22 protein-coding genes and 2 pseudogenes are annotated in these 16,113 nt (G+C 70.6%); 8 read left to right on the top strand and 16 right to left on the bottom strand.

The window, feature by feature from the left end; all coding sequences use genetic code 11:
• Nucleotides 1-483: 483 nt before the first annotated feature.
• The 6 genes and pseudogenes from ABZV38_RS08305 to ABZV38_RS08280 all read right to left on the bottom strand — a co-directional run.
• Nucleotides 484-761: pseudogene (locus tag ABZV38_RS08305) on the bottom strand (heavy metal translocating P-type ATPase); the annotation flags it as partial.
• A pseudogene (locus ABZV38_RS08300) lies at nt 757-1,023 on the bottom strand (class I SAM-dependent methyltransferase); the annotation flags it as partial. The pseudogenes ABZV38_RS08300 and ABZV38_RS08305, both read right to left, overlap by 5 nt.
• Nucleotides 1,024-1,044: 21 nt before the next feature.
• Nucleotides 1,045-1,233 carry a hypothetical protein gene (locus ABZV38_RS08295; protein ID WP_356325844.1) on the bottom strand — a complete coding sequence of 63 codons (189 nt, stop codon included), beginning with the start codon at nt 1,231-1,233 and terminating at the stop codon, nt 1,045-1,047.
• A 72-nt stretch (nt 1,234-1,305) separates the two neighbouring features.
• Nucleotides 1,306-2,001: a cation transporter gene (locus ABZV38_RS08290; RefSeq protein WP_356325842.1), complete on the bottom strand. Its 696-nt coding sequence runs from the start codon at nt 1,999-2,001 to the stop codon at nt 1,306-1,308.
• Nucleotides 2,001-2,336 (bottom strand): metalloregulator ArsR/SmtB family transcription factor, encoded by a 336-nt coding sequence (locus tag ABZV38_RS08285; protein ID WP_356325840.1) that lies wholly within the window; start codon nt 2,334-2,336, stop codon nt 2,001-2,003. Before ABZV38_RS08285 ends, ABZV38_RS08290 begins: the two co-directional genes overlap by 1 nt.
• A 43-nt stretch (nt 2,337-2,379) precedes the next feature.
• Nucleotides 2,380-2,787: a heavy metal-responsive transcriptional regulator gene (locus ABZV38_RS08280; RefSeq protein ID WP_356325838.1), complete on the bottom strand. Its 408-nt coding sequence runs from the start codon at nt 2,785-2,787 to the stop codon at nt 2,380-2,382.
• Nucleotides 2,788-2,864: 77 nt separating this feature from the next.
• Between ABZV38_RS08280 and ABZV38_RS08275 the strand changes: the two genes are divergently transcribed.
• Both ABZV38_RS08275 and ABZV38_RS08270 read left to right on the top strand, forming a co-directional pair.
• The gene (locus tag ABZV38_RS08275) at nt 2,865-3,575 is read left to right on the top strand and encodes a tRNA-dependent cyclodipeptide synthase (protein WP_356325836.1); all 711 of its coding nucleotides are present in this window, start codon (nt 2,865-2,867) and stop codon (nt 3,573-3,575) included.
• A gap of 17 nt (nt 3,576-3,592) precedes the next feature.
• Nucleotides 3,593-5,791, top strand: coding sequence for a heavy metal translocating P-type ATPase (locus ABZV38_RS08270; RefSeq protein WP_356325834.1), 2,199 nt, complete (start codon nt 3,593-3,595; stop codon nt 5,789-5,791).
• Nucleotides 5,792-5,846: 55 nt separating this feature from the next.
• Here ABZV38_RS08270 and ABZV38_RS08265 read toward each other — a convergent pair whose 3' ends face one another.
• The 4 genes from ABZV38_RS08265 to ABZV38_RS08250 form a co-directional block, all read right to left on the bottom strand.
• A complete protein-coding gene (locus ABZV38_RS08265) occupies nt 5,847-6,107 on the bottom strand; it encodes a cation transporter (RefSeq protein WP_356325832.1) in 261 nt (86 codons plus the stop codon).
• A complete protein-coding gene (locus ABZV38_RS08260) occupies nt 6,104-7,165 on the bottom strand; it encodes a sulfite exporter TauE/SafE family protein (RefSeq protein WP_356325830.1) in 1,062 nt (353 codons plus the stop codon). Before ABZV38_RS08260 ends, ABZV38_RS08265 begins: the two co-directional genes overlap by 4 nt.
• A gap of 84 nt (nt 7,166-7,249) precedes the next feature.
• Nucleotides 7,250-7,660 (bottom strand): hypothetical protein, encoded by a 411-nt coding sequence (locus ABZV38_RS08255; protein ID WP_356325827.1) that lies wholly within the window; start codon nt 7,658-7,660, stop codon nt 7,250-7,252.
• A 35-nt stretch (nt 7,661-7,695) separates the two neighbouring features.
• Nucleotides 7,696-8,457 (bottom strand): cytochrome c biogenesis protein CcdA, encoded by a 762-nt coding sequence (locus ABZV38_RS08250; protein ID WP_356325825.1) that lies wholly within the window; start codon nt 8,455-8,457, stop codon nt 7,696-7,698.
• Between the two features lie 117 nt (nt 8,458-8,574).
• Between ABZV38_RS08250 and ABZV38_RS08245 the strand changes: the two genes are divergently transcribed.
• From ABZV38_RS08245 to ABZV38_RS08235, 3 genes are read left to right on the top strand one after another with little or no spacing between them, the layout of a single operon-like run.
• Nucleotides 8,575-9,219: a class I SAM-dependent methyltransferase gene (locus ABZV38_RS08245; RefSeq protein WP_356325823.1), complete on the top strand. Its 645-nt coding sequence runs from the start codon at nt 8,575-8,577 to the stop codon at nt 9,217-9,219.
• Between the two features lie 45 nt (nt 9,220-9,264).
• Nucleotides 9,265-9,639, top strand: a complete 375-nt coding sequence (locus ABZV38_RS08240; RefSeq protein WP_356325821.1) for a BlaI/MecI/CopY family transcriptional regulator — start codon at nt 9,265-9,267, stop codon at nt 9,637-9,639.
• A complete protein-coding gene (locus ABZV38_RS08235) occupies nt 9,636-10,613 on the top strand; it encodes a M56 family metallopeptidase (protein WP_356325819.1) in 978 nt (325 codons plus the stop codon). Before ABZV38_RS08240 ends, ABZV38_RS08235 begins: the two co-directional genes overlap by 4 nt.
• A gap of 259 nt (nt 10,614-10,872) precedes the next feature.
• On the opposite strand, the gene ABZV38_RS08230 is transcribed toward ABZV38_RS08235, so the two are convergent.
• Nucleotides 10,873-11,280, bottom strand: coding sequence for a heavy metal-responsive transcriptional regulator (locus tag ABZV38_RS08230; protein ID WP_356325817.1), 408 nt, complete (start codon nt 11,278-11,280; stop codon nt 10,873-10,875).
• Between the two features lie 103 nt (nt 11,281-11,383).
• On the opposite strand from ABZV38_RS08230, the gene ABZV38_RS08225 reads away from it, so the two are divergent.
• The 3 genes from ABZV38_RS08225 to ABZV38_RS08215 are packed head-to-tail and all read left to right on the top strand — an operon-like array spanning nt 11,384 to nt 14,020.
• A complete protein-coding gene (locus ABZV38_RS08225; RefSeq protein WP_356325815.1) occupies nt 11,384-11,530 on the top strand; it encodes a hypothetical protein in 147 nt (48 codons plus the stop codon).
• Nucleotides 11,531-11,571: 41 nt separating this feature from the next.
• Nucleotides 11,572-12,762: an MFS transporter gene (locus ABZV38_RS08220; RefSeq protein ID WP_356325813.1), complete on the top strand. Its 1,191-nt coding sequence runs from the start codon at nt 11,572-11,574 to the stop codon at nt 12,760-12,762.
• A 1-nt stretch (nt 12,763) separates the two neighbouring features.
• Nucleotides 12,764-14,020, top strand: a complete 1,257-nt coding sequence (locus ABZV38_RS08215; RefSeq protein WP_356325812.1) for an MFS transporter — start codon at nt 12,764-12,766, stop codon at nt 14,018-14,020.
• 21 nt (nt 14,021-14,041) lie between these two features.
• Here ABZV38_RS08215 and ABZV38_RS08210 read toward each other — a convergent pair whose 3' ends face one another.
• From ABZV38_RS08210 to ABZV38_RS08190, 5 genes are all read right to left on the bottom strand, one after another.
• Nucleotides 14,042-14,827 carry a hypothetical protein gene (locus tag ABZV38_RS08210; protein ID WP_356325810.1) on the bottom strand — a complete coding sequence of 262 codons (786 nt, stop codon included), beginning with the start codon at nt 14,825-14,827 and terminating at the stop codon, nt 14,042-14,044.
• Complete coding sequence (locus ABZV38_RS08205) at nt 14,742-15,095, bottom strand: hypothetical protein (protein WP_356325808.1); 354 nt, start codon at nt 15,093-15,095, stop codon at nt 14,742-14,744. The genes ABZV38_RS08210 and ABZV38_RS08205 overlap by 86 nt, the downstream gene beginning before the upstream one ends.
• Nucleotides 15,096-15,145: 50 nt before the next feature.
• On the bottom strand, nt 15,146-15,427 hold the full coding sequence (locus ABZV38_RS08200; protein ID WP_356325806.1) for a hypothetical protein: 282 nt from the start codon (nt 15,425-15,427) through the stop codon (nt 15,146-15,148).
• A 14-nt stretch (nt 15,428-15,441) separates the two neighbouring features.
• Nucleotides 15,442-15,597, bottom strand: coding sequence for a hypothetical protein (locus ABZV38_RS08195; protein ID WP_356325804.1), 156 nt, complete (start codon nt 15,595-15,597; stop codon nt 15,442-15,444).
• 233 nt (nt 15,598-15,830) lie between these two features.
• A complete protein-coding gene (locus ABZV38_RS08190; protein ID WP_356325802.1) occupies nt 15,831-16,109 on the bottom strand; it encodes an SHOCT domain-containing protein in 279 nt (92 codons plus the stop codon).
• Nucleotides 16,110-16,113 lie beyond the last annotated feature (4 nt).

Raw genomic sequence — 16,113 nt, 5'->3', positions numbered from 1 at the left:
GCGGCAGCCGGTCCTGACAGAGGGAAGCTGCCTGGTGACGGCAATGGCAACGACGTTGCCGCCGAGGGGCCAGGTGGGGTTCAGCAACGCTAGATCTTTTGACAGCAGTCGGTCATCGTGGCGTTTGTCGCCATGGTCTCGCAATCAGCGCAACATGCCTTGTCACAGCACTTTTGACAGCAGTCTGCGCCCGCGTTACCACAACAGGTGCAGTCATGTGTCTGGGCCAAGGCTGTGGCCACAGGCGTTGCGGGCGGCGGTGTGGCCTGGGCCTGGGCGAGGCCGAAGGTCCCGATGGTGGCCGCGAGGGCTGTCCCCGCGAGGACGCCGGCGCGGACGAGAATTCGGTGAAGCATCGCGGCACCTTCCTCCGTAGGATCCGGTCGGCTCCGCGGAGGGCCCGCAGAACCGTATATCTTCCACGCTACTCAGCACTCGCCTGGGCAGCGCGTCATCGCCTGAGCCACTGCGAAGGCGGGCAGGTCAGCGCAGCGGCTCGAAGCGGCGGAGCCGCAGGCTGTTGGAGACAACGAAGACGGACGAGAACGACATCGCGCCACCGGCGATCATCGGGTTGAGCAGGCCGAGGGCGGCGAGAGGCAGGGCGGCGACGTTGTAGGCGATGGCCAAGAAGAGATTGGCCTTGATCGTTCGCAGCGTGCGGCGGGGCAGCCGGATCGCGTCCGAGCCTCGCACCAACGTGAGGTCAGAGGCCGCCGGAGGACACCGCTACGTAGAGCGAGGACGAGATCAGCACTACTTCAGCACCAACAGCCAGAAGACGAAGGTACCGCCGGGCCGTAGGGCGCGGCGGCCCTCGGCGACGAGCTGCTCGATCGCCTTGGTGGACAGCGCCATGCACCGCAGCATGTGCGCGAAGACCGCGTCCACCGAGGCGTCCGGCAGCGGCAGTGGCTCGCGTACGTCGTGGACCGTGGTGCTCACAGATGCGCCGAGCCCAAGTCGTCCGGCGGCGGACCTAAGCTGTTCCAGGCCGGTGGGACTGAAGTCCGTGGCCTGGACGGTGAAGCCGCAGCGCGCGAATTACAGGGCGTCGCGGCCGTGTCCGGCGGCCAGTTCCAGAACGTCCTGCGCGCCGGACGCGCGGAACACCTCGGAGGCATGGACTACGGGGGCGGAGGATTCGTCGCCGTACATGCCCGGATGGGCGGCGTAGGTCTGCTGCCAGTGCGCTCGTTGCGCCTCGACCAGCTCCCCTTCCTGGTCTGGCATCGGTGCTCCTGTGCTCTGCAATAGCCCCACGCGGGATCGAGTCTCAGGGTAGAAACCGGCGCCGCCCCGACGTCAGCAGCAGTCACAGCCTCCGCGGCAGCCGCCCTCCTGAGGAGCGCCCATTGCCGCCGGTGGAGCGGCGCAGCAGCTCTCGCCCCGCCAGGCATCGCGGCCTTCCTTGACCGCGATCGCGGCGATGACCAGGGCAGCAGCCGGGTCGGCCCACGTCCAGCCGAACGCCGCGTTGGCGATGAGGCCGACGAGCAGTACGGCCGACAGATAGGTGCACAGCAGGGTCTGCTTCGAGTCCGCGACCGCAGATGCAGAGCCCAGCTCTCGCCCGGCTTTGCGCTGGGCGGCGGACAGGAACGGCATCACCGCGAGGGAGACGGCGGCCAGGCCGATGCCGACGAGGGAGTGGTCTGCCTTCCCGCTGCCGGTGAGTGCTCGTATCGAGTCGACACCGATGTACGCCGCCAGCGCGAAGAAGGACATCGCGATGATCCGGAGTGCGGTGCGCTCCCGCGTTTCCCGTACGGCGTGGTCGGTGGCGGAGAACTGCCAGGCGACGGCGGCCGCGGAGGAGACCTCGATGACGGAGTCCAGGCCGAAGCCGATGAGCGCAGTAGAGGAGGCCGTAGCTCCGGCCGCGAGCGCAATCATCCCTTCGACGAGGTTGTATGTGATGGTGGTGGCAACCAGGAACCGTATCCGGCGGGTGAGTGCGGCCCGCCGATCCGGCGCCAGGGAGTTCGGTGCGGCGGTCATCAGCAGCAATCCTTGTCGGCCGCGTCCGGGCAGCTGCGGTCGGCTTCCACGGCGACGACCGCGGACCGCAGATCGTCGAGTGCGTGTCCGAGCCGCGCGTCGGACAGCTCGTAACGCGTACGCCGCCCCACCGGGACGGCAACGACCAGACCGCAGTCGCGCAGGCAGGCCAGGTGGTTCGACAGTCTGGTGCGGGAGATGCCCATCCGGTCGGCCAAGTCGGCGGGGTGTGCCGGAGCCTCGTGCAGGGCGAGCAGCAGTTGGCAGCGGATCGGATCGGCGAGCGCACGGCCGAAACGGGCCAGCACCTCGACCTCTGTCGCAAGGTTCAGCATGCCACGAGAATACAAGAAATCCTGAATTCAGGAAGCTATGTACTCATAGGCTGGGGGCATTCTCGATGATGCGGCAGACCACGGCGTCCTCCCCCCGGCCGACCGCCTGGTCGGCCTGAGCGCGGGCGTACTGGAGGGTTGTTCGGAGGGCTTCGAGGTCGGCGATGCGGCGGTCTATATCGGCGAGATGCTGGTCGAGGAGATCGGTGACGAGGCCGCAGGGCTGCTCGCCGCGGCGCTGGAGGTCGAGGATGTCCTTGATCTCCTTGAGACTGAGGCCGAGGGCCTGGGCCTGGCGGATGAAGCCGAGGACGGGGACGGCGTCGTTGGTGTAGGTGCGGTAGCCAGCGGCTGTGCGCTCGGGCGGGTCGATGAGGCCGTTGGCCTCGTAGAGGCGGACGGCCTTGGGGCTCAGCCCGGCCTGGGCGGCGACGCGGCCGACGGTGAGCATGATGGGGGCTCCGTTCGTGGGAAGGGTTCCAGTCTGCGCTTGACCTTGCCCTATGGGCAAGGTTCTAGCGTCCGGTCATGAGCACAGTTCAAGGCGATGGCGGTACGGCGGCGATGGCGGTGACTCCGTTGAGCGGCCGGTGCGCCGAAGCGGTCGAGCGGGCCGAGCACGCGTGCTTCGGGATCAGCCCGTTCAACAGCTACTTCTCCACGGCCCGGATTCGCGAGCTGGCGGCGTGGGGGCTCGATCGGTTCGAGCGGGTGGACTTCTTCGTGCCGGACGCGCAGAGTGCGTTCACCTTCGAGGCGCTGGGGTACGCCCCGGAGAAGGCCGCGTGGAAGGCGCGCAGGCAGGGTCAGTACACCCGCAACAAGATCGTCACCGCGCTGGGATCCCTCGGGGTGGCCGACGCGGACCGGCGGGTGCTGGGCTGGGCCGAGCTGGAGAACAATGCGGCGTTCGGCCGCCTCCATGAGAGCGGGCTGCGCCGGTACAGCGAGGACGCCGACTTCCGGGGCGCCTGCCGTGAGGCCACCGGCTGGGTGCTGTCAGGGAAACTGCCCGCCGGTCAAGCGCCGGACGAGGGGCAGGTCGAGCAGGCGGTGCGGTACTTCCTGGCCGAGCTGCCGCTGTTCATCGACACCCCGGCAATTGTCGGCACCGGAACCTCGGTCTTCTGCTACCACGAGCCACCTGCCGTCCTGCGCCGCCTGTACGGGGGCGAGTTGAGCTGGCGTCCCACCGCCGGGCAGGGCTTCGCCGTCGTGGTACCAGCCGTACAAGACTGAGAGAAAGGAGAGCTGCTATGGCTATCACTACTCGGGTCGATTCCGAGCAGTCCATAGAACTGGTCATCACCGGGATGACCTGCGCTTCGTGTGTGGCGCGGGTTGAGCGGAAGCTGGGCAAGCTGCCCGGAGTGACCGCGACGGTGAACCTCGCGACCGCGACCGCGCACGTCACGCGGGAGGACTCGGCGGTCGAGGTGGCGGATCTGATAGCAGCCGTCGACGCCATCGGTTACGGCGCCGAGCTGCCTCGGACCGAAGCCCCGGCCGCAGAGGAGGAGGCCGTCGACGCCGAGGGCGCGCACATCGCCGGACTGCGCCGCCGCCTGATCCTCTCGGCGCTGCTCGGGCTTCCGGTGGTCCTCGTGTCGATGATCTCCGCTCTGCACTTCGCGGGCTGGGAGTGGGGCGCACTGATCCTGGCGACCCCCGTCGTGGCGTGGGGCGCGTGGCCGTTCCACCGGGCGGCGGCGCTCAATCTGCGGCACGGTGCCGCGACGATGGACACCCTCGTCTCGCTGGGGGTGCTCGCTGCCTATCTGTGGAGCGCGGGCACCCTGATTGCGGGTGGCGAGCATCTATATCTGGAGGTCGCCGTCGTCCTGACGGCCTTCCTGCTGGCCGGCAGGTTCTTCGAGGCACGCGCCAAGCGGCGGGCGGGCCAAGCGATCCGGGCGCTGATGGACCTGGGCGCCAAGGATGTCGCGGTGCTGCGGGACGGGCATGAAGTCCGTATCCCGGTAGAGGAGTTGGCGGTCGGGGATCTGTTCGTCGTACGGCCCGGGGAGAAGCTCGCCACGGACGGGGAGGTCGTCGAGGGTGCTTCGGCGATCGACGAGTCGCTGCTGACCGGGGAGAGCGTGCCGGTGGAGGTGGAGGCGGGCTCGCAGATCACCGGTGCCACGATCAACAGCCATGGCCGACTCGTCGTACGGGCCACGCGGGTCGGGGCAGATACGAAGCTGGCGCAGATCGCCGCCCTCGTGGAGCGGGCCCAGACCGGCAAGGCCGAAGTGCAGCGCCTGGCGGACCGGATCTCGGCGGTCTTCGTGCCCGTCGTCATCGCGCTCGCCCTGGTCACCTTCGGTGTCTGGCTGCTGACCGGGGCCTCGGCCGCCACCGCTCTGACGGCCGCCATCGCCGTGGTGATCATCGCCTGCCCGTGCGCACTCGGGCTGGCGACTCCGACCGCGCTGATGGTCGGCACGGGGCGCGGTGCGCAGCTCGGGCTACTGATCCGGGGCCCTGAGGTACTGGAATCGACTCGTCGGATCGACACCGTCGTTCTGGACAAGACCGGCACCGTCACCGAGGGGAAGATGCGGCTCGTCGGCGTCGTACCCGCCGACGGCGAGGACGCCGACGAGGTTCTGCGACTGACGGGTGCGCTGGAGGACGCCAGCGAGCACCCCATCGCCGCCGCGATCGCCACCGCCGCAGGGGAAGCGTCCCAGGACCTGCCTGTGGTGACCGGCTTCGCCAACGCCCAGGGACGTGGCGTGACCGGCCAGGTCGAGGGGCGTGGCGTGCTGGCGGGCCGTGTCTCCTGGCTGGAGGGGCAAGGGCTTGTTCTGTCCAGCGAGTTGGCCCGTGCACGGGATGCAGCCGAGGCCGTGGGTCGTACCGTCGTCTTCGTTGCCTGGGATGGGCAGGTGCGCGGTGCGCTGGTGGTCGCCGACACCGTCAGGGCGACCAGCGCGGAGGCGGTGGCCGACCTCAAGCGGCTCGGGCTCACGCCCGTGCTGCTGACCGGCGACAACGCCGCCGCTGCCCGTGCGGTCGCCGCCGAGGTCGGTATCGACCAGGTCATCGCCGAGGTCCACCCCGAGGACAAGGTCGCCGAGGTCGAGCGGCTGCAGGGCGAGGGCCGAGTGGTGGCGATGGTCGGCGACGGTGTTAACGACGCGGCGGCTTTGGCCCAGGCGGACCTGGGACTGGCGATGGGCACCGGCACCGACGCGGCGATCGCCGCCTCCGATCTCACCCTGGTGCGGGGCGATTTGCGGGCGGCGGCGGATGCGATCCGGCTGGCCCGCCGCACTCTCCGTACGATCAAGGCCAATCTGTTCTGGGCGTTTGCCTACAACGTGGCCGCGCTGCCGCTCGCCGCGCTCGGCCTGCTCAACCCGATGATCGCGGGAGGGGCGATGGCGTTCTCGTCGGTCTTCGTCGTCTCCAACAGCCTGCGGCTCCGCCGGTTCCAGCCCCTGCGCTGAGCGCACAGTCGACGGGGTGGCCGGAACAGGAGTCCCGGCCGCCCCGTCGTCCTTCTCACTTGATGACGGTGGCCTTGTAGTCGCCGGCCCGCTCGACCGCGCCGATCAGCGTGGCGTGATCCGCAGACCCCTCGCCAGTCAAGTGGATGATGGAGCGACTCTTGCGTACGTCCGTACGGGACGAACGCACCCCGGGGACTTCTTCGAGTTCGTCGTCGATGAGCAGGCCGCAGCTGGAACAGTGCATGCCTTCGATCTTGAGGACGACCTGGGGACCGCTGGCTTCCGTACGGTCCTTGCCGCGCAGCCACTTCATGCCGTACCTGCCTTGAAGTTGATGGCGCCGCCCTGCATGCCCATGGCGCAGGAGAAGAGGAGCTTTCCGGGCTTGCGGGTGCCCAGGTCGATATTGGTGTCGCCGTCGCGCTTGGCGATCTCCTGGACACCGAGTTCGGGGATGGTGAAGGCGCGGGCGCAGCCGCCGGAGTCCTTGCCGCGCAGGATCAGGGTGGTGGGCACTCCGGCTTTGGCGGTGAAGGCGGTGGGCTTGTAGAAGTCCGTGACGGTCAGGACGATGGTTTGCTTCCCGGAGGCGTCGATGGTCACCGGGCCTTTCTGCGCGGGCGCGCTGGGCTGTGCGGGGTCGGGTTCCGCGACTGCGGCGGGGGTGGTGGTGTCGACCGTGGAGTACCAGCCGCCGGCCTGGATTCCGGAGACGACGGTCCAGGCCGCGACCCCGAGGACGACTACGCCCGTGACGATGCCGAGCCGCCCGGAGAAGGCCCGGCTGCTGCGGCGGAAGAGATAGCCGAGCACGGCGAACAGCGGGGCGGTGCCGAGCACGAAGCCGGCCAGCACGGCCGCACCCGCCACGGCCGACCCCGAGGTGATGGCGACGAGTTCGACCGACAGCGTCACCCCGCATGGGATGAGCACGGTTGCCAACCCGAGTAGCGCGGGCGCGAGTTTGGAGTCGGACTTGGAGCGGCGGCGCGCCAGACGTCCGAAGGACTCCGGAGGACGGGGCACCAGCCGGGCCACGGCCTTCACCCCGAGCAGGTCCAGGGCGAACAGCACCATCAGGACGCCGGCGGCGATCAGCAGGACCGCCCGGGTGCGGGGGCTGGGCTGCAAGGCGGCGCCGAAGACGCCCAGCAGCGCGCCGAGGAGGGTATGGGAGAGCAGCTTTCCGGTGAGGAACGCGCCGACCGGGGCCAGCGGCTCAGCAAGTCCCGAGCCGGGCTTCCCGGTGTCCGGGCTACGGCGGCTGACGGCGCCGACCAGCAGGCCGCCCTGGACGGCGGCACACGAGGCGCCACCCGCGAGCAGGCCGGTACCGACGCTCGTGGCGAAAAGGGCAAGGGTTGAGGGCATGCGTGTGGGTCTCCGCTACGACAGGAGGGGCACGCGCGCATGACGGCGTGCCGAATCGGATCGGGCCTCGGACACGAGGCGCGATCAGGTCCGGCTCACACACAGCCTGTCGAGGTCAGGTCCCCCACGGGAGGCGGGTGAGGGAGGCGCCCGCTCGACGTCCACCGACATCACGGCACGGTCCACAGCCCGGGCGAGGATGCCGTCGGCGGGCGGAAACGGGACGGACAGTGGTCGGTGCTGGGCCTGGGGTGCGCACTCCATGTCACCCATGGAGCACACCGGCCCGACGGATTCCCCGGCGTACGGCCCGTCGGAACCCATGGCGGACCGCGCCATCGCAACCGCGCCTGTCGGCGCCGTGTCCGTCGCCATCATGTCCATCGGCGCCGCCATGGCGGGCTGAGCGATCCCCGTCGTGCAGATGGCCAGGGCGAGCACGACAAGCAGCCCGGCCCACAGCCGGGCCGAGGTAAGTCGCACGAACGGGGCCATGGAACGGGATGCTAACCCGCTCCCGCACCGCCCCCTCACAACGACAGCTGGTAGTCGGCCACCCAGTAGCGCAGCTCCCCGGTAAAGTACGCCCACAGCCCTGTGACCTGCAGGATGCCGACAATCACGAGCATCGCGCCGCCGAACCTCATGACGGTCCTGGCGTGGCGTCGCGCGAAGCCGAACGCCCGCATCGCCCGGCGGAAGCCGAGGGCGGCCGCGAGAAACGGCAGGCCCAGGCCGACGCTGTAGACGAACGCGAGCAGCGCACCGCGTCCGGCCGTACCGGTGGTGGCAGACAGACTGAGCACCGCGGCCAGGGTGGGCCCGATGCACGGCGTCCAGCCCAACCCGAACATCACACCCAGCAGCGGTGCACCGGCCAGGCCCGCACTCGGGCGGTAGGCGATGCGCAAGGTGCGTCCAGCGATCGGGATGCGCTCGAAGGCACCTAGGAACAGCAGCCCCAGCAGGATGGTCAGCGACCCCAGGATCCGGCTGAGCAGCTCCTGGTGGGCGAGCAGGATATTACCTACATAGCCGAAGGCCGCGCCGTAGCTGGCGAAGAGCGCGGCAAAACCGAGGACGAACAGTGCAGTTCCGGCCACCATGCGGCCCCGGGCCTGCCGGCCCGCCTGGACGTCGGCAGCGGACATGCCGGTGGCGTACGAGAGATAGCCGGGCACCAGCGGCAGACAGCAGGGCGAGAAGAATGACACTCCACCGGCGAGCAGCGCCAGTGGCGCCGCCAGCAACAGGGGCCCGCTGGAGACGAGTTCGGACAGAGCAACACTCACGGACGGACCTCCGGGCATCAAGGGGCGCGCGTCGCGCTGGACGCCCCGCGAGATTACTCCTAACTTGGTTAGGTGATGCGGGAGGGGTTCCCTTCCGCCGTACCGGAGGAGCTCGGCATGGCCAAGACGGTCTCGCATCCGCTGTTCGCCCGGCTCTATCCGCGCATCAACGCCTTCGCCGAGGCGCACGGCTCGGTCGAGCACCGTCAGGAACTCCTCGCAGGGGTGCGTGGCCGGGTGATCGAGATCGGGGCGGGCACGGGGGCGAATTTCCGGCACTATCCGCCTGAGGTGGAGCAGGTCGTCGCGGTGGAGCCCGAGCCCCGGCTGCGCGCCCTGGCCGAGCAGGCTGCCACCGACGCCGCCGTGTCGGTTCAGGTTCTGCCTGGTCGGGCCGAGGAGCTTCCCGTGCCGGACGGCTGCTTCGATGTGGCCGTCTTCTCACTCGTGCTGTGCACGATCGCCGACGCGTCGGCTGCGCTCGCCGAGGCCGCGCGCGTCCTCAAGCCGAACGGGGCGCTGCGCTTTTACGAACACGTTCGGTCGCAGAAGCCCCGCGATTTCCGGCTACAGCGGGTCCTGAATCCGCCGTGGCGGCTGGTCGGCGGAGGCTGCAACCTCACCCGCGACACGGAGCGCGCGATCACTGCCGCGGGGTTCACCGTCGAGGAGATCCACCGCTTCGACTTCCTGATCAACGGCAGGAGCAGTCCGGCCTCCCCCTCGATCATCGGAACCGCTCGCCCGCACGTCGCCACCTAGGCCGCTTAGGATGTCTGGAGTCGTACCGAGACGGGAGGAGTCCGCATGCCGCAGTTCGGGGAGCTGGAGGCCGCGATCATGGACGCGGTGTGGGAGGCAGGCGAGCCGCTGCGCGTACGCGAGGTGCTCGACCGGCTCGGCCGCGATCCTGAGCCCGCGTACAACACCGTGCACACCGTGACCGAGATCCTGTACCGCAAGGGCTGGCTGTCGAAGGAGAAGGACGGCCGGGCTTATAAGTACGGCGCGACTCGCACCCGCGAGACGTACGTCGCGGGGCTGATGGGCGAGGCGCTGTCGGCGGCCGGGAACCGGTCCGCGACGTTGGCCCGCTTCGTGCAGGAGGTGATGCAGCCCGGTGAGGCCGAGGAGCTGCAGCGCCTGCTGGGCGAGGCTGCAGCGCGGGAGTCGTCAAAGTGATCGTCGCCGCCGTGCTGTTCGGCTACACCGCTCTGCTGTGCACGCTGATGCCCCGGCTGCTGCGGGGTGCGCGCTGGGCTGAGCGGGCACCCCGTCTGGGTATCGCGGTCTGGCAGGTTCTCGGGGTGTCCTCCTTGGCTGGTGCTGTCATGGCTGGGCTCGCGCTGACCGTGCCCACCGTGCGTGTCAGTGCCGACCTCGCGTCCATGTTGCAGGCGTGTGTGATGGCACTGACCGCGCAGTACGCCTCGCCGGGCGGGGCTGCGGCGGGCGCAGCGGGCGCCGTGCTGGCTCTGGCAGTCCTCGGGCGTACCGCCTGGTGTGCAGGCGCGGCCGTACTGCAGATCCGGCGGGAGCGCCGCGATCACCGCGAGGTGCTGGACCTGGTCGGCCGCCGCGATGCGGTACGCGGCGTAGTCGTCCTGGATCATGCGGAGGCGGCGGCGTACTGCGTGCCGGGCCGCCACCGCCGCACCGTGATCACCACCGGTGCGCTGCAGGCCTTGGACGACGAACAGTTGACGGCGGTGCTGGCCCACGAGGACGCCCACCAGGCCGAGCGCCACGACGCGGTGCTGACCTGGGCGCAGACACTGGCCCGCGCCTTCCCCCGAGTACCGCTGTTCCGTACCGCTGAGACCGAGATCGCGCGCCTGGTGGAGATGCGCGCCGACGATGTCGCTGCCGCCCGGAGCGGGCGGCTGACCACGGCCGCAGCCCTGCTTGCGGTGGCCGGCGGGCGCACCCCGGCCGCGGGGCTCGCGGCGGGCGGCTCCACCGCTGCCCAGCGAGTGCGCCGCCTGATCGAGCCACATCGCCCGCTCAACCGGGCCCGCATCGCGGCGGGCTCGCTGACCGCAGCGGCCGCACTTGCCCTCCCGCTGCTGGTCCTCGGCGGCCCGGCGGCAGCCGCGATGCAGCTGAACTACTGCCCCGACGGCACCCCGCCGTCTCAGGTCACGACCATGCGCTGACCTTCCCACAGGTCCGTCCGGCCGTGAGCAGTCGTACTGTCTCGTTAGGAGGGTCAGCCGAGATACGGCCGAAAGGGATAGCAGAGCTTCTTGAGTCTGACCTTTCGTTCCTGGTGGGTGGGTGATGGTGAGGTCCGAGTAGGAACGGAACAGGAAACCGGTGCTGCTGTCAGAAGTTTTGACAGCCCGCGCTGACCCTTTGGGGCCACCGGTCTGCACCGCCTCCAGCGCCAGCCGCCGCTGACGACGCCCGTCTGCGTCAGCGGTCGATGATCGGGCAGACCGTTCCGGTCGGCTCCATCTCGGTGCCGGTGGCGGCTGCCGCCCGGCGGGTGACGGCGAGGCTGGTGCGCAGGGCTTGCAGGTCAGTGATGGCCTGGTCGATCTGGGCGATACGGGTGTCGAGCAGCCCCCTCACCGCCGTGCACGGGGTGGCGCCGCCGCGGCGCAGGGTGAGGATGGTGCCGATGTCGTCCAGGGGCAGGTCCAGGGCGCGGGCGCGGCGGATGAAGGTGAGCGCGTCGACGTCGTCCTGGTCGTACTGCCGGTAGCCGGCCGGGGTGCGCGGGGCGGGCGGCAGCAGACCGCGTTCCTCGTACAGCCGCACCGCCTTGCGGGTAAGTCCGGCCGCCTCGGCGGGCTGCCCCACGGTCATCGTCCCGGCCATCTCCGCATCCTTCCGCTTGATCGTCGCTCGCCTTGACCTTCACCCAGGGTGAAGGTTTTAGCGTCTTCAGCGTACGACGCGAGAGAGGAAGGAGGCCCAGGTCATGCCGCTTGTCGAGGGCGAGGTGTACCGGTGCCCGGATGCGAGTTGCGGGTGCGAGATCACCGTGACCAAGGGCGCGACCCCGGGCCACGGCGGAGAACAGAGTCCGACCTGCTGCTGCGGGCACACGATGGAGAAGGTCCGCTGAGCCGCACCCGGCCGGGGCGGTCGGGCACCGGGCTGCGTCAGGTGTTCTCCCGCCCCGGCTATCGCCGCCTGTGGGCGGCGCGGACCGCGTCCGCGTGGGGCGATGCCGTCGCGACCGTCGCGTTGAGTCTGCTGGTGCTGGATCTGACCGGCTCGGGCTTGGGAGTGGCCGGGGTGGTCGCCGCCGAGATTGTGCCGGTGCTGCTGCTGGCCCCGTTCGCCGGGGTAGTGGTCGACCGGCTCTCGCCGGTGAAGGTGATGGTGGCCGCCGATGTGGCGCGCATCTTGCTCGCCGCCGCGCTGCCGCTGGCTGCGGGCTCCGTCCCGGCGATCTACGCGCTGGCGTTCGGCATGTCGGCGGCATCCGCGTTCTTCAACCCGGCCGCCGCTTCGGTCCTGCCCGCGCTGGTGGACGAGGAGGAGCTGATCGCGGCCAACTCCGGGATCTGGACCGCCGCGGTGCTCTCCCAGATCGTGCTGGCGCCTGCTGCCGGGGTCGTGGTGGCGCTAATCGGCTACGGCCCGGCATTCTGGATCAATGCCGCCAGCTTCGCCGCCTCCGCCGCGGTGCTGGCCCGGCTGCGCCTGCCGCGCCCCCCGGCGGAGGCGGCCCGTGCCGGGTGGTGGCACCAGGCCCGCGAAGGTGTCGCGGTGCTGGCCGGGCACCGGGTGCTGCGGGCCCTGGCCGCGGGCCAGGCGCTGGCGGCGCTGTCGGCGGGGGCGACCGGCGCCCTGCTGGTCGTGCTGATCCGTCAGCGGCTGGGCATGGGCCCGGCCGGGTACGGGATCGCGCTGGCCTGCATCGGAGCCGGTGCGGCGCTCGGTCCGCTGCTGCTGACCCGCCTGGTGTCCGATCCGCGCCGCCCGGCGTTCATCTTCGGCCCGTACCTGCTGCGCGCCGCGGTGGATGCGGTCCTGGCCCTGGTGCGCGTCCCGGCCCTCGCGTTGGGCAGCCTGGCCGGGTACGGGGTGGGCACCTCCACCGGCGCGGTCACTTTCAACTCCCTGCTCCAGGCCGAGACTCCGCCAAAGGCGCGCGGACGGGTCTTCGCGGCCTTCGACCTGATCTGGCAGCTCGGCCGCCTCGCGTCCATCGCTCTGGGCGGTCTGCTGGCGGATGCCGCCGGCATCGCTGCCGTCTACGCCGCCGGTGCCGTACTGCTCGCGGCCGCCGCACTGATCGGCCGCGCCGGCCTGGCCGGCCACCGCCCCCCGCCGAAGGAGAACCCCTGAAATGCGCCCGTCCCATGCCCCGAAGCCCACAACTGCCCCGGCAGGGCCGGGTTCTGGAGGTGGTCTGCCGCGCGGCGTGCTGGCGCTGCTGACCTGCGCGGCGTTCGTCATCTTCGCCCAGGCGTTCATGATCGCGCCGGTCCTGCCGCGGCTGGCTGCCGCCTTCGGGAGCACCCCCGGCATGGTGGGGCTTGCCGTGCCCGCCTACCTGATCCCCTACGGCGTCATGACGTTGGTGTGGGGCCCGGCCTCGGACCGGCTGGGACGCCGCCCGGTCATCCTCGCCTCGCTGGCCGCCTTCACCGCTCTGACCGCCGCCACCGCGCTGGCCCCGACCGCCGGGGCGTTCATCGCCCTGCGCCTGGCCACTGCGATCGGCGCCTCCGGGGTGGTGCCCATCGCGCTGGCCCTGGTCGGCGACCTGGTGCCGTTCGCGCAGCGCGGGCGCGTGCTGGGCTGGCTGTTCGGCGCGATGGCCGGCGGTATCGCGGTCGGCTCCTCGGCTGGGGCGCTGGCCGAACCCGCCGTCGGCTGGCAGGGCCTGTTCCTCGCCGCGGCCGCCGCCGGGCTGCTCCTGCTGCTGGCCGCCGTCCGGGCGCTGCGCACCCTGCCCGCACCCGCCACCGCAGCCGGCACGGCCCGCCCGCCGGTGCGTAGGGTCGCCGCCGGCTACCTCGCCCTGCTGCGTCTGCCCCGGGGCCGGCGCACCTACGGCTACGTCGCCCTCAACGCGGTCCTGCACTCCGGGGTCTACACCTGGCTCGGCCTGTACCTGGAGCGCCGGTTCGACCTCGGCTCGGTCGGCATCGGGCTGGCCCTGCTCGGCTACGGCATCCCCGGCTTCCTCCTCGGCCCTGCCATCGGCCACCTCGCCGACCGCTACGGCCGCGCCCGCATCATCCCCGCCGGCGTCGCCCTCGGCGCCACCTGCGCCCTGCTCCTGGCCGCCCCGCTGCCGCTCGCCGCCGGCGTCACGGTGGTGGCCGCGCTCTCCCTCGGCTACGACATGACCCAGCCGCCGCTCGGCGGCATCGTCACCGACCTGCCCGGCCACCGCGGCCAGGCCATGGGACTGAACGTCTTCACCCTCTTCACCGCCTTCGGCGCCGGAAGCCTGCTCTTCCAGACCGCCCTGCCCCTCGGCTTTTCCACCGCGCTGGTCCTCTTCGGCCTGACCGCACTGGCGGCCGCCGCCCTCGCCGTCCCGCTGTTCGCCACCGAGCGGCCCCACTTCGGGGCAGCCCGCCGCCCGGGCTGACCCCTTTGCGGCCCGGCAGCCTCACCCTGGCCGGGGGTCCGTCCTGCCCGCTTCGGGTATCTGGCCCGATCTCGAACTGCCCGGCAACCCGGTCTCCTCGCACAACTGCGCCAGCTTGGGGCCGCACTCTTCCCAGTCGGGTAGTTGCTCCAGCCCGTTGGCGAAGGTATCCGAGCCGGTGATGGCCACATCGCCGGTCCGCAGGTGCTCGGCCAGGTAGGTGAACACCAGCGTCTCGAAGCGCCGGCGGTCCAGCATGCCGGGCCGCTTGCGGTCCCGCACCGCCCGCTGCCAGTTCTGCGACGCGAAGCCGAGATCCAGCGGCTGCCCCTCGTATAGCTCCGAGACGTACTCGCGGGTCGCGCTCTGGTGTGCCCGCGCGTGCGCCAGGGCGTCCAGCACCCGCCGGTCCTCACTGACCGCCTCGAACGAGCCGGAGGTCAAAACCGCCTTCTGCGCCATCGCCAGCGCGGCGGCCCGTTTCGCGGCCAGCTCCCTCGCCGCCTTCCGGCGGGCCTTCTTTCCCGCCGGGAACGGCACCAGGGCCCCGTCCGGGCCACGCGGGACGCGGTCGGCGGGGTCGATCCGCTCCAGCACCGTGCGGTAAGTGCCGATCATCCGCTCCACCAGCGCCTGCTGCTGCTTGCGGATCTCCTCCAGTTCGTCCTTCGCGTTCTTCAGCTTGGTCGCCACCCGCCTGCAGAACATCTCCGCCAGATCGTCACGGGCCCGCCGGCGGGCCGCGTGCACCAGGCAGGCCAGCAGCGCGATGAGCTTGCCCGTCTCGTAGTCCCGCAGCTCCGCCACGTCCAAAGCCGGCCTCGGCCGCGAAATCGGCGATCTTCCCCGGCGCGAACCCCTCCAGCCACGCGTCGGTGCCCCCGAGCCCATCCACCCACTGAAGGTGCTTGTGCTGCTCCTTCAGATGATTCCAGCTCGGGCGCTTCGCGGGCTTCTTCAGCCGGTTCAGCCCGCCCTTGCGATCCAGCCCGCCCACGTCCAGCAGGGCCAGCAGACGGGCCCGGTCCTCCAGCGTCATCCGGGACCTGGCAGCGGCGAAGATGTCCTCGTTCACCTCCCGGCGGACCCGGGCGGCTCTCGTCGAGGGTGCGGAACGCCGGCAACTCACAGGTCGCCCGGACCAGCTCCTCCAACGCGACGTTGATCAGGTCCGGCGGATTGTTCTTCACCAGCGCCGCCCGCCCGCCGGACCGCCTCCTCGGCGATCTGACGGGCCCGCTCCTGGTCGCAGGAGACACCCTGCCGCTCACGCACCAGCTTGCGGTGCAGCTTGGCGGTGTTGGCCGACTCGTAGTGCGGCCCGGTGCCCTCGGCGAGCTCCAGCGCGCCGCGCACATGCTCCACCACCGTCTCGGGAACCTCGTCCGCCTTCGGGAAGTAGCCCAACTTCTGGTAGCACTTCAGCGCCAGAGCCAGAGCGAGCAGCTGCTCACCGGAACGGCCCGCTCCCGCGCCCAGGCCGCTTCCTCGGGCTTGGGGGTGAAGAAGACATGCATCTCCCGCGCAGACATCAGCCGCTTGAACCGCGGATACGCGGTCCGTTCTATCGAGGTCACGCCGCCGGTCCCCGCCCCTGGTACGAAAACGATCACTTCTGCGCGGGACCGTACCAGGATGATCACCAGCCGACGACGGCCCAGGGGAACCCCGCACACACCGGCCATACGGCCCCTACGCTCGACGCCCGTGACCGACATCAAGCAGCCCCCAGAGGCAGCGGTCACCCGATCAAGACCGTGCTGCTATCCCTTCCGGCCGTATCTCGGCTGACCCCCGTAGGGCATCTCGCTCACTGGTGAGTCCTCAGCAGCTCAAGCCGTCGCTTGTACTCGTCGTCGTCGATCTCCCCGCGGGCGTACCGCTCAGCCAGTACATCCTCGGCGCGTGCTTGCCCGCCGACCGGACCGGGCGTATCCGCTTTCCGGGTGCCGCCGACGTAGCGGACGAGCGCGATGACGCCGACGACGATCAGCCCCCAGAACAGAAGCATGGTGATACCCATGCTGAGCCAGTAACCCAAGCCCCAGCCGTACCCCCACATCATCGCGATCACCCTTTCGGCAAGCACAGTC

It is taken from the genome of Streptomyces sp. NPDC005181, assembly GCF_040608395.1.
Classification (GTDB): Bacteria; Actinomycetota; Actinomycetes; order Streptomycetales; family Streptomycetaceae; genus Streptomyces.
The sequence above is the reverse complement of the archived record's forward strand: the minus strand, read 5'-3'. Positions and strand labels throughout refer to the sequence as shown.

Excerpts from the sequence above, each read along its gene's own strand:
- ABZV38_RS08215 (WP_356325812.1), top strand. The coding sequence starts at position 12,764 with ATGCGCCCGTCCCATGCCCCGAAGCCCACAACTGCCCCGGCAGGGCCG.
- ABZV38_RS08275 (WP_356325836.1), top strand. The coding sequence starts at position 2,865 with ATGAGCACAGTTCAAGGCGATGGCGGTACGGCGGCGATGGCGGTGACT.
- ABZV38_RS08265 (WP_356325832.1), bottom strand. The coding sequence starts at position 6,107 with ATGAAGTGGCTGCGCGGCAAGGACCGTACGGAAGCCAGCGGTCCCCAG.
- ABZV38_RS08290 (WP_356325842.1), bottom strand. The coding sequence starts at position 2,001 with ATGACCGCCGCACCGAACTCCCTGGCGCCGGATCGGCGGGCCGCACTC.
- ABZV38_RS08295 (WP_356325844.1), bottom strand. The coding sequence starts at position 1,233 with ATGCCAGACCAGGAAGGGGAGCTGGTCGAGGCGCAACGAGCGCACTGG.
- ABZV38_RS08225 (WP_356325815.1), top strand. The coding sequence starts at position 11,384 with ATGCCGCTTGTCGAGGGCGAGGTGTACCGGTGCCCGGATGCGAGTTGC.
- ABZV38_RS08260 (WP_356325830.1), bottom strand. The coding sequence starts at position 7,165 with ATGCCCTCAACCCTTGCCCTTTTCGCCACGAGCGTCGGTACCGGCCTG.
- ABZV38_RS08255 (WP_356325827.1), bottom strand. The coding sequence starts at position 7,660 with ATGGCCCCGTTCGTGCGACTTACCTCGGCCCGGCTGTGGGCCGGGCTG.
- ABZV38_RS08230 (WP_356325817.1), bottom strand. The coding sequence starts at position 11,280 with ATGGCCGGGACGATGACCGTGGGGCAGCCCGCCGAGGCGGCCGGACTT.
- ABZV38_RS08270 (WP_356325834.1), top strand. The coding sequence starts at position 3,593 with ATGGCTATCACTACTCGGGTCGATTCCGAGCAGTCCATAGAACTGGTC.
- ABZV38_RS08240 (WP_356325821.1), top strand. The coding sequence starts at position 9,265 with ATGCCGCAGTTCGGGGAGCTGGAGGCCGCGATCATGGACGCGGTGTGG.
- ABZV38_RS08245 (WP_356325823.1), top strand. The coding sequence starts at position 8,575 with ATGGCCAAGACGGTCTCGCATCCGCTGTTCGCCCGGCTCTATCCGCGC.
- ABZV38_RS08285 (WP_356325840.1), bottom strand. The coding sequence starts at position 2,336 with ATGCTGAACCTTGCGACAGAGGTCGAGGTGCTGGCCCGTTTCGGCCGT.
- ABZV38_RS08280 (WP_356325838.1), bottom strand. The coding sequence starts at position 2,787 with ATGCTCACCGTCGGCCGCGTCGCCGCCCAGGCCGGGCTGAGCCCCAAG.